This is a genomic window from Mesorhizobium sp. M7A.F.Ca.US.007.01.2.1 (genome assembly GCF_003998165.1).
GTDB lineage: Bacteria > Pseudomonadota > Alphaproteobacteria > Rhizobiales > Rhizobiaceae > Mesorhizobium > Mesorhizobium ciceri.
In genome coordinates, this window is record NZ_RZQP01000223.1 from 1 (window position 1) to 10,167 (window position 10,167).

Annotated in this window: 10 protein-coding genes; 7 read left to right on the forward strand and 3 right to left on the reverse strand. The window is 61.6% G+C overall.

Features of this window, described 5'->3' with window-relative positions; genetic code table 11:
* Positions 1 to 94 precede the first annotated feature (94 nt).
* Positions 95 to 745: a 5-formyltetrahydrofolate cyclo-ligase gene (locus tag EN949_RS28280; RefSeq protein WP_013531468.1), complete on the reverse strand. Its 651-nt coding sequence runs from the start codon at positions 743 to 745 to the stop codon at positions 95 to 97.
* Positions 746 to 908: 163 nt separating this feature from the next.
* On the opposite strand from EN949_RS28280, the gene EN949_RS28285 reads away from it, so the two are divergent.
* Together EN949_RS28285 and EN949_RS28290 are read left to right on the forward strand one after the other, a co-directional pair.
* Positions 909 to 2,174, forward strand: a complete 1,266-nt coding sequence (locus EN949_RS28285; protein ID WP_024505090.1) for an NAD(P)/FAD-dependent oxidoreductase — start codon at positions 909 to 911, stop codon at positions 2,172 to 2,174.
* A gap of 149 nt (positions 2,175 to 2,323) precedes the next feature.
* Positions 2,324 to 4,303, forward strand: a complete 1,980-nt coding sequence (locus tag EN949_RS28290) for a bifunctional 2',3'-cyclic-nucleotide 2'-phosphodiesterase/3'-nucleotidase (protein WP_127367058.1) — start codon at positions 2,324 to 2,326, stop codon at positions 4,301 to 4,303.
* 30 nt (positions 4,304 to 4,333) lie between these two features.
* Here EN949_RS28290 and EN949_RS28295 read toward each other — a convergent pair whose 3' ends face one another.
* Both EN949_RS28295 and EN949_RS28300 read right to left on the reverse strand, forming a co-directional pair.
* Positions 4,334 to 5,335: a glycerophosphodiester phosphodiesterase family protein gene (locus EN949_RS28295; protein WP_127370967.1), complete on the reverse strand. Its 1,002-nt coding sequence runs from the start codon at positions 5,333 to 5,335 to the stop codon at positions 4,334 to 4,336.
* A gap of 137 nt (positions 5,336 to 5,472) precedes the next feature.
* A complete protein-coding gene (locus tag EN949_RS28300; RefSeq protein WP_013531472.1) occupies positions 5,473 to 6,729 on the reverse strand; it encodes a cyclopropane-fatty-acyl-phospholipid synthase family protein in 1,257 nt (418 codons plus the stop codon).
* 572 nt (positions 6,730 to 7,301) lie between these two features.
* Between EN949_RS28300 and EN949_RS28305 the strand changes: the two genes are divergently transcribed.
* From EN949_RS28305 to EN949_RS28325, 5 genes are all read left to right on the forward strand, one after another.
* Positions 7,302 to 7,592, forward strand: coding sequence for a Dabb family protein (locus EN949_RS28305; RefSeq protein ID WP_013531473.1), 291 nt, complete (start codon positions 7,302 to 7,304; stop codon positions 7,590 to 7,592).
* A gap of 118 nt (positions 7,593 to 7,710) precedes the next feature.
* Positions 7,711 to 8,598, forward strand: a complete 888-nt coding sequence (locus EN949_RS28310; RefSeq protein ID WP_127367120.1) for a VOC family protein — start codon at positions 7,711 to 7,713, stop codon at positions 8,596 to 8,598.
* Positions 8,595 to 9,440: a 3-deoxy-8-phosphooctulonate synthase gene (kdsA, locus tag EN949_RS28315; RefSeq protein WP_013531475.1), complete on the forward strand. Its 846-nt coding sequence runs from the start codon at positions 8,595 to 8,597 to the stop codon at positions 9,438 to 9,440. The genes EN949_RS28310 and kdsA overlap by 4 nt, the downstream gene beginning before the upstream one ends.
* Positions 9,441 to 9,535: 95 nt before the next feature.
* The gene (locus EN949_RS28320; protein ID WP_013531476.1) at positions 9,536 to 9,739 is read left to right on the forward strand and encodes a dodecin family protein; all 204 of its coding nucleotides are present in this window, start codon (positions 9,536 to 9,538) and stop codon (positions 9,737 to 9,739) included.
* Between the two features lie 86 nt (positions 9,740 to 9,825).
* A partial coding sequence (locus EN949_RS28325; protein WP_164782564.1) for a PRC-barrel domain-containing protein occupies positions 9,826 to 10,167 on the forward strand: 342 nt, incomplete at its 3' end.

Here is a 10,167-nt window from a genome sequence, read left to right on the forward strand (position 1 = left end):
GATACAATTGGCATCGTCCACATGGCAGCCTAAAGTCAAAAACGCCTATCAGTCGCCTCGCCCTGATCGAGGACAACCTGTTGAAGCTCCACACCTAGGCCTCCGTTACCACCCGATCCATCGGAATGTCGTGCGGCTGCGGGTAGATGGTCGCGATGCGCTGCAGCTCGTAGCCGACGCCGATGACCAGTGGCTTGAACGGCATCGCTGCCAGCGTACGGTCGAAGAAACCGCCGCCATAACCCAGGCGGTAGTTCAGGGGGTCGATGCCGACGATCGGCGAGATAACGATGTCCGGCAGCACCGGATCGCCCTCGGCCGGGATCGGGATGTTCCAGACACCTTTCTCCAGCCGGTCGCCTGCTTTGTAGGCGCGGAAGATCAGCGGCTGCCCCTTCTCGATGACGATGGGCAGGGCGGTGCGGCCGCCGCGTTCGTTTATGGACGCCATCCAAGGCCGCAAATCCGGCTCGCCGCGAAACGGCCAGTAGAGACTGACCATGCGGCCGGCGATCTCGCCGATTACCGCGTCGAGGCCATCGGCGATGCGTTGCGACATTACCGTTCGCGCGTCGGCCGAAACAGCAAGACGCGCGGCGATCAGGCGTTCGCGCTCAGCCTTGCGCCAGCGTCTCACATCGGTCCAGTCGCTCGAAGGCGCACGGAATTCCGGATCGAGTTCGTGCATGAAACAGGGCGGCGAAGAATACTGCGCCGGAGCATCGTCGTCACGATCGTTGGCCATGCCTCACCTCATCGCGTGTTCGATGACGCTATACCTCGCGATACGATACAACATGTGCATTCACGACATGCAACGACGAGTCTCGGGCACTGGCCATCTGTTGTTGCATTGCACAAAAATACCTACATGCAGGACAGGCAATCTTGCTATCAAGGTGAACGGAATGAACGAAGCCAGGCATCATGTCGTCGTTGTCGGCGCGGGGTTCGGCGGCCTCGAGTTCACCCGTGCGCTTGCCGGCGCTCCCGTGCGCATCACCATGATCGACAAGCGCAACCATCACCTCTTCCAGCCGCTGCTCTACCAGGTGGCGACGACGGCGCTGGCCACCTCCGAGGTTGCCTGGCCGATCCGCCACCTCCTGCGCAACCGCAAGGATGTGACGACGCTGCTCGCCAATGTCACCGGTGTCGATCGCGCCGGCAAGCGCGTGCTGCTCGATGACGGCAGCGCGGTCGCCTACGACACGCTGCTGCTCGCCACCGGTGCCCGCCACGCCTATTTCGGCCATGACGAATGGGAGCCGTTCGCGCCTGGCCTGAAGACGCTGGAGGACGCCACCACCATTCGGCGGCGAATTCTCCTGGGCTTCGAACAGGCCGAGCGGGAGGCTGATCCCGCCAAGCGCCAGGCGCTGCTGACCATTGCGATCGTCGGTGGCGGGCCGACCGGCGTCGAGCTTGCCGGCACCATCGTCGAGCTGGCGCATGACACGCTGCGCGGCGAGTTCCGCAACATCGACACGCGGCAGACGCGCGTGGTGCTGATCGAGGCCGGCGACCGCATTCTGGCAAATTTCGCACCGAAACTTTCCGACTATGCCAGCAAAGCGCTCGAGCGGCTCGGCGTGACGGTCGAGCTCGGCCGGGCTGTCACGCGCTGCGACGCAGAAGGTGTCGTGTTTGGCGATAAGCAACTGGCCGCCCGAACGATCCTGTGGGCAGCCGGCGTTGCCGCTTCGCCAGCCGCTGAATGGCTGGGAGCGAAGGCGGACCGCGCGGGCAGGGTGCTGGTCGAGCCCGATCTAAGTGTGCGTGGCAGCCCGGAGATCTTCGTCATCGGCGACGCCGCTCATGTGCTGCGGCCAGACGGGCGGCCGGTTCCCGGCGTGGCGCCTTCCGCCAAGCAGGAGGGCCGACATGTTGCGGCTACCATCAAGGCCAGGCTCGGCGGCGACACGACCGCGCGTCCTTTCCACTACAGGCATGCCGGCGATCTGGCGACGATCGGCAAACGCGCCGCCGCCATCGATTTCGGCTGGATCAAGCTCACCGGCTGGCTCGCCTGGTGGCTGTGGGGAGTGGCCCACATCTATTTCCTGATCGGCTTTCGCAACCGGCTTGCTGTTTCGCTGAGCTGGCTGTGGATCTACGCGACGGGGCAACGCAGCGCGCGGCTGATCACCCAGGGCGACGACGACAAGGGCTGATTTCTTCACCGGCACCGTTCATCCGCACGTCATCTGTTGCTGGTCGACTGACCTTCCGATGCACGCAACTTCTTGAATGGACTTGAGCCGATTTCGGCGCGAAGTTCGCTTCGGGGCAGGGCGTGTCACGTTGTCGATGAGGAGAAAACATGTCGCAACTGCTCCATCCCGTCTCCCGCCGCGATTTCCTCGCTGGCACCGCAGCTACAGGGGCGCTGATCGTGCTTCATCCCTTCTCCGCTCGCGCACAGGCCAACCAGGCGCATCTCCGGATCATGGAGACCACCGACATCCATGTGAACGTGCTGCCTTACGATTATTACGCCGACAAAGCGAACGACACGCTGGGCTTGTCGCGCACGGCCTCCCTGATCGACGCCGTGCGCAAGGAAGCCGTGAATTCGATGCTGATCGACAATGGCGACCTGCTGCAGGGCAATCCGATGGGCGACTACATCGCCTATGAGAAGGGCCTGAAGGACGGCGACCTGCATCCGATCATGAAGGGTATGAACCTGCTCGGCTACGAGTGCTCGACGCTGGGCAACCACGAGTTCAACTATGGCCTGTCGTTCCTGGACAAGGTGCTGGCCGGCGCCAATTTTCCCTTCGTCTGCGCCAACCTGATCCGCGGCACGGAGCTTGCCGCGAACCCGCGCGACGACAAGCTCTATCTCAAGCCCTATGTCATCCTCGACAAGAAGATCAAGGACGGTTCGGGCGCCGAGCAGCCGATCAGGATCGGCATCATCGGCTTCGTGCCGCCGCAGGTCATGGTCTGGGATCTCAAGAACCTCGAAGGCAACGTCAAGACGCGCGACATCGTCGAGGCGGCCAAGGCCTGGGTGCCGCAGATGAAGGAGGCGGGCGCCGACATCGTCATTGCGCTGTCGCATTCCGGCATCGACGTGAAGCAGGGCGACATGATGGAGAACGCCTCGTTCTTCGTCGCCGGCGTCGACGGCATCGATGCGGTGTTCACCGGGCACCAGCATCTGGTGTTTCCCGGCAAGAAGGATTTCCAGTCGCTCGATGGTGTCGACACGCAAAAAGGCACGCTGCAGGGCAAACCCGCCGTCATGGGCGGCTTCTGGGGCTCGCATATGGGGCTGATCGACCTGATGCTGGAACGCGACGGGTCGAAATGGAAGGTCGTTTCCGCCACCTCCGAGGCGCGGCCGATCTTCGAACGCGTCGACAATAAGAACAAACCGACTGTCCCGGACGACAAGCGGATCATCGCGGCCCTTGAGCAGGACCACCAGGCAACACTGGCCTATGTGCGCCGCCCCGTTGGCAAGACCTCCGCGCCGCTCTATTCCTATTTCGCGCTGGTCGCCGACGATCCGTCGGTGCAGGTCGTCAGCCAGGCGCAGACCTGGTACCTCAGGGATATTCTGAAGAACACGCAATGGAAGGATGTGCCGCTGCTGTCGGCGGCCGCTCCGTTCAAGGCCGGCGGGCGCAACGGCGCCGACTACTATACCGACGTGCCCGCCGGCGATATCGCCATCAAGAACGTCGCCGACCTCTATCTCTATCCCAACACCGTGCGTGCGGTCGAAATCACCGGTGCGCAGGTCAAGGAATGGCTGGAAATGTCGGCCGGGATCTTCAACCGGATCGAGCCAGGGAAGGCCGACCAGGCCCTCATCAACACCGACTTCCCATCCTACAATTTCGACGTCATCGACGGCGTCACCTATAAAATAGACCTGTCGCAGCCGCCGAAATACGATGCCAAGGGCGGGCTGGCTAACGCTGGCGCCAACCGTATCGTCGACCTGAGTTTCGACGGAAAACCAATTGACCCCAAACAGAAATTCGTCGTCGCAACCAACAATTACCGCGCCGGCGGCGGCGGCAATTTCCCTGACATCAATGCCTCGAAGATCATCTATGAAGCGCCGGACACCAATCGCGACGTCATCGTCCGCTACATCGTCAGCGAAGGTACAATCAACCCGTCCGCGGACGACAACTGGTCGTTCGCGCCGCTGCCTGGAACCAGCGCCGTGTTCGAAACCGGCGCCAAGGCGAAGGATTTCATTGCGCAGGTGAAATCGCTGAAGATCGAGCCGGCAGGCGAGGGCGAGGCAGGTTTCGCGAGATACCGCATCCTGCTTTGAAGGGTGGTTTGGGTCGGCTCAAGTCCGGCCTTATGGCGTGGATTGAGCCGGCTGGGTGAAACGTTCCTTGATGTCAGGCATGACGAGATCCAGCGCATCGGTGGAAATGCCGCCGGAATAACCGTTCGGCAGTTGCTTGATCAGTTCGGGATCGTCCAGCCCTTGCGAAAAGTCGCCGCCGGTGTACGGGCCGAGCAGATAGACGCGGCTGTCGACGCCTTGCATGCGATCGAGAAACCGGTTCGGCCAACCCCACATCCATTTCGCGATGTTGACGGGAATGAGCAAGGTACCTTTTCTGCAGGCATCTGGAACATAGCCGCTCCAGCCAAGCGCGGCATAGCGCAGAATGCATTGCGTCAGCGACGCGCGGCTCAGCGTATGCATGTCCGGCAGTGCTGCCTTGACTGCGGCAATCGGCTTGTCGCCGCCATAGACCGAGAGATAGAAGCGCTCGTTCGGCGATAGCATGGCAAGCCGTGCGGCCAGCTTTTCGCCTTCGCCCGGATCGTTGCTCTTGACGTTGATGTTGAAGCGGCGGGCCGGGAAGTGCGCCAGAACCTCATCCAGCGACGGCATCATGCCGATACCCTTGCCGCGAAACGGAAAGGTCTTGCCGCTATCCGCCGTATAGCCATAGCCGACATCGAGGGTCTTCAACTCGGCCATGGAATGGTTGCGTGTTTCTCCCTTGCCTTCCGTGCGGCAATCCAGCGTCCAGTCGTGGAAGACGGCGAAATTGCCGTCTGTCGTCGGGTGAACATCCAGTTCGAGCGCGTCAGCGCCCAGCGCGAAGGCGGCTTCCATCGAGGGGATCGTGTTTTCGAGGTAGGCATGGCGCGGCGGCAACATGCGACTGGCCGTGCACGTCTCACCCGTCATGCCTTCCCGTGCGTAGTCCTGGGCAAGGCCGCGATGGGCAAGCACTTCCGGCTTGCCGGCGGGGCGGCTCGACAACAGCGAGGTGTTGTTGAGCCAGATGCCCGCCGCGGCGACAACAATGATGCCGAAGAAGATCGTCCGTTTGCGCATCAAGTGATTTCCGATTCGTCCGTCCTGCGCGGCATCCTGCTTTGCGATCGGACTTTTTGACGGCGACCGGGCGGCGATATCGAGATCATCCTCGATATCGCCTGGTCGGCGGCAATGAAATCGAAGAACGTGTCGACTTACGCCTTGTAGACCACCTGGCGCACGTCGATGTAGCTGGCGCGGAATCCGGCCTCGCAATAGTGCAGGTAGAACTCCCAGAGCTTCTTGAAGCGGTCGTCGAAGCCGAGCGGGACGATCTTTTCCCATGACGCCCAGAACCGGTGGCGCCATTCGGCAAGCGTGCGCGCATAGTCATCCGGAAACACGCGCTCGCGCAGATGGGCAAGGCCATGATCCTTGCCCAGTGTCTTCAGGATCGACGGTGTCGGCAGCATGCCACCCGGGAAAACATAGCGCTGGATGAAATCCGGCCTTGCGCGATATGTGTCGTAGGCGGCTTCGTTGATGGTGATGATCTGCAGGCCGGCGGTGCCGCCGGGTCTCAGGCAAGCCTTCATCTTGCCGAAAAACACCGGCCAGTATTTCTCGCCGACCGCCTCGAACATCTCGATCGAGGCGATGCGGTCATAGGTGCCGGTTTCGTCGCGATAGTCCTGCAGCTTGATGTCGACCTTGTCGGCAAGGCCAGCCTTGGCGATGCGAGCCGTTGCAAAATCGTGCTGCTCGCGGCTGATCGTCAACCCGGTGACGCGGCAGCCGATCTCGCGCGCGGCGAATTCGGCGAAGCCACCCCAGCCACAGCCGATTTCCAGCACATGGTCCTTCGGGCCGATCCCTGTGTCTTTCGCCAGCGCGCGATATTTGGCGGCCTGGGCGCTTTCCAGGTCGTTGGCGCCGGTCGTGTAGAGCGCCGAGGAATAGGTCATGCTCGGATCGAGCCATTGCTTGTAAAAGGCGTTGCCGAGGTCGTAATGCGCCGAGATATTGCGCTTCGAACCGGTGCGGGTGTTCTGGTTGAACCAGTGGCGGATGCGCTGGACGGTGTTGATCAGCCAACTGGTGCCGCCCGCGATACGCTCGCCAATGACCGAATTGACCACGAATAGCTCCAGGAAGCTGGTCACATCAGGGCTTTCCCAATCGCCGTCCATGTAGGATTCGGCTACGCCGATCGTGCCGCCGGAAAAGGCGCGGCCGGGCAAGCGCCAATTCTTCAGCACCAGTTCGGCATCTGGGCCAGGTCCCTTGCCGCCGACGAGGACGGCGCGGCCGTCCGGCAGCCTCACCTTGAGTGAACCGCGCGGCAGGTTCATCGCCGCCGACAGCACCATGCGCGCTTTCGCCGGCAGACCTTTGACGATCTCGGCGAAATTGAACTCATCGAGCCTGACCGCGTCGCTCAATGCTGCGCCAAATAGTTCCTTTTGTGCCATCTCGTGCCCCCTGGATTTCCGCGGTGTCGGGGCAGATTGCCGAGCCACGGTTCTCTTGGATCATTCGCCAGCTTCGAACGCCGTTGCCGGTCCCGGGCGCTGACCGGCTCAGTGACGGGCGGGCTCGAATGAAACACGCGCTCTTTTACCAGAGCTTTAGCGCTTCCCAGTGAATCCCTGCGGCGATCTTCCACGTCATGCGGCGAAACTTCAAGAGGCAGGCCGCAAGCGGGGCTGTGCCACGCGGAATGCTTGCGCCAGCGAGAATCCGCTTTTTTGCACAGCAAAGGCCGAGCGCGCAAAAAACGCCTATGGTCGCAGAATTGCTCGTGCGATAGATCTAGCCATGCGTTATGTAATCGTCATTGCCGCCATCGCGTTTTTCCTGATCTGGGATGGCATGTACAATCAGGGCCGCTATCTCGACACAACAGTGAGAGAGCTTAGCCATGTTGTGCGATATGTTACCGGCAGAGCTTAACTCCAGTGGCGGCAGCCGCGACATCCTAGTCGATTGACGCCAACGTCCTGCCGTCACAAAAGACCCCAGCATTTTGATCGAGGAGGCGGGGTTGATCCGGCATATCGTTTTCTTCAGCGCGCGGCGAAAAGAGGATGTCGAGGCTGTGCGCACCGGCTTGCTGGCGCTCGGCAACATTCCTCATTCCAGCCTGTTCGAGGTCACGCTCAACACCAAGGTGGATCCGCTGTCGGACGAGGTCGACGTGGTCGTCTACGCGGAGTTCGCCGATGACGCCGCGCTGGCCGCCTACAAGGCGCACCCGCTCTATGCGCAGACCACCAGCAAGGTCAAACCGATGCGCGAACTGCGCTATTCCGCCGATGTCGTTGCCGGAAGCTGATCGAGGCTTTGTCCCAACTGGTGCCTTTTTCGACGTCCGGTGAACTGGCGGGGGCGAAATGGCCGGGATTGCGATCAAGTCTTGAACCGATTTGCGGAATGATGCACATCGCGGCTGCATGACCCGAACCATCACTGGCACTCATCCGCTCGATCACCTGGTGCTGCCAACGCAGAGCCTTGAGGTGGCGCGAGCCCGGCTCGCCGCGCTTGGCTTCGTCGTGGCCCCGACCGGCATCCATCCCTTCGGAACGGAAAACTGCTGTGTTTTCCTGGCCGACGGCACGTATCTCGAACCGCTGGCGGTCGGCGACGAGCAGGTGGCGGCAAAGGCTATCGCGGACGGCAATGTCTTCGTCACGCGTGATCGCGCCTATCGCGACAGCAACGGCGACGAGGGGTTTTCCGCCATTGTTCTAGGTACGGGCAATGCCGATGCCGACCATGCACGCTATGTCGATGCCGGCATCTCGGCTGGAGACATGCTGGGTTTTTCGCGCGCTTTCACCGACCCGGCCGGCAAGAGCGACATCGCATCGTTCAAGCTCGCTTTCGCGGCCGGAGCCGAAGCCACGGACGCCTTCCTGTTTGCCTGCGAGCGGGTCAACGCGCCTGATGTCGACCGCGCGGCTTTGCAGGCCCACGCCAACGGCGCGACCGGAATTGTCGAGATCTTGGCGGTCAGCGATGCGCCTGGAAAGCAGCATGAGTTGATTTCTGTCACGGTGGACAATCCGGCCGCCGAAAGGCAGGGCGGCATGTTTTCCCTGCCGAATGCAGATTTGAGCGTACTTGACCGCGCGGCTTTCACCGCGCGCTTTGGCCTGCCGGCCGGCGCGCCGACAGATCTACGCTTCGCAGCGGTGGTCTTTTCGGTTCGGAACGCCGATGTGACATCGAGGCTGCTTGCGGCCAATTCCATCCAACACGATATGGCGGGCAATGATATTGTCGTGCAGCCTGCACCCGGACAGGGCGCGGCTTTCATCTTCCGGGAGACCAAATGAACAAGCCCGTCGCGCCCAATTCAGCGGTAATTGTCGGCAATGTCGTCTTCGACAACAAGGCGGCTCTGTCGCTGATCGCCGGCCCGTGCCAGTTCGAGTCGCGTCAGCACGCTTTCGACATGGCCGGCGCGCTGAAGGAACTGACCGGCAGGCTCGGAATAGGCCTCGTCTACAAGACCAGCTACGACAAGGCCAACCGCACCTCGCTGTCGGCGACGCGCGGCGCCGGCATGGACGCGGCACTTCCCGTCTTCGACGAACTGCGCAAGGAATTTTCGCTCCCGGTGCTGACCGATGTCCACACCGAGGAGCAGTGCGCCATCGTGGCGCCGCATGTCGATGTCCTGCAGATTCCGGCTTTCCTGTCGCGCCAGACCGACATGCTGGTCGCCGCGGCGAAAACCGGCAAGGTCATCAACGTGAAGAAGGGACAGTTCCTTGCCCCCTGGGACATGAAGAACGTCGTCGCCAAGATCACCGGATCCGGCAATGCCAATGTGCTGACCACCGAGCGCGGTGCTTCTTTCGGCTACAACACGCTGGTCTCCGACATGCGCGCTTTGCCTGTCATGGCAGAGATCGGCGCGCCGGTGATCTTCGATGCGACCCATTCGGTGCAGCAGCCGGGCGGGCAGGGCGGTTCCTCGGGCGGTGAACGTCGTTTTGTCGAGACGCTGGCGCGCGCGGCCGTCGCTGTCGGCGTTGCCGGCGTCTTCATCGAGACCCATCAGGATCCTGACAACTCGACCTCTTCCGACGGCCCCAACATGCTGCCGTTGAAGGACATGCCCGCTCTACTCGAGCGGCTGATGGCATTCGACCGCATCGCCAAGGGTCTCTAGGCCGGACATATCCTCTGTCGACCGCCGATGCTTGTGGACGGCGCAAGCCGCCTGTACGCTCTACCGGCAAATGAGCGTTTTGGCAGGAGGAAGCCATGTCTGTCGCCCGCGTCACCGAAATCACATCGTCGTCGAAGAAGAGCTTTCAGGACGCCATCGAACAGGGAATTGCGCGCGCATCCAAAACGCTGAAGAACGTCGAGGGCGCCTGGATCCAGGACCAGAAGATCGTCGTCCAGGACGGCAAGATTGTTGCTTATCGCGTCAACATGAAGGTTACCTTCATCCTCGCGGAGTGATCGGTCGACGCCGAAAAAGTCGGGAACCTTCGCCCGCGCCCCTCATTGTCCAAGTATGGTTCGAAACCACAATGAGGAGCACAATCATGGCAACCCAGACTGGCCACACCCAAGCCATCGCCGCTTCGCGGGTCATCGGCACATCGGTCTACAACACCGAAGGCACAAGCATCGGCAGCATAGAGGATGTGATGCTCGACAAGATGACGAACGGGATCATGTTCGCGGTCATCGGTTTTGGCGGCTTCCTTGGCATCGGCGAGAAATATCACGCCATTCCGTGGGCAAGCCTCGACTATGATGAGGACAAGGGCGGTTATGTCGTACCGTTTTCCAAGGAACAACTCATGGCGGCACCGGCCTATTCGATCAACGAACTGACCGGTGCCGATGGCGAGGCGGCGCGCGACGAATCCTACAATTATTAC

Bases quoted from the DNA above. Each gene is read 5' to 3' on its own strand.
- EN949_RS28280 (WP_013531468.1), bottom strand. From the start codon at position 745: ATGGCCAACGATCGTGACGACGATGCTCCGGCGCAGTATTCTTCGCCG.
- EN949_RS28285 (WP_024505090.1), top strand. From the start codon at position 909: ATGAACGAAGCCAGGCATCATGTCGTCGTTGTCGGCGCGGGGTTCGGC.
- EN949_RS28290 (WP_127367058.1), top strand. From the start codon at position 2,324: ATGTCGCAACTGCTCCATCCCGTCTCCCGCCGCGATTTCCTCGCTGGC.
- EN949_RS28295 (WP_127370967.1), bottom strand. From the start codon at position 5,335: ATGCGCAAACGGACGATCTTCTTCGGCATCATTGTTGTCGCCGCGGCG.
- EN949_RS28300 (WP_013531472.1), bottom strand. From the start codon at position 6,729: ATGGCACAAAAGGAACTATTTGGCGCAGCATTGAGCGACGCGGTCAGG.
- EN949_RS28310 (WP_127367120.1), top strand. From the start codon at position 7,711: ATGACCCGAACCATCACTGGCACTCATCCGCTCGATCACCTGGTGCTG.
- kdsA (WP_013531475.1), top strand. From the start codon at position 8,595: ATGAACAAGCCCGTCGCGCCCAATTCAGCGGTAATTGTCGGCAATGTC.
- EN949_RS28320 (WP_013531476.1), top strand. From the start codon at position 9,536: ATGTCTGTCGCCCGCGTCACCGAAATCACATCGTCGTCGAAGAAGAGC.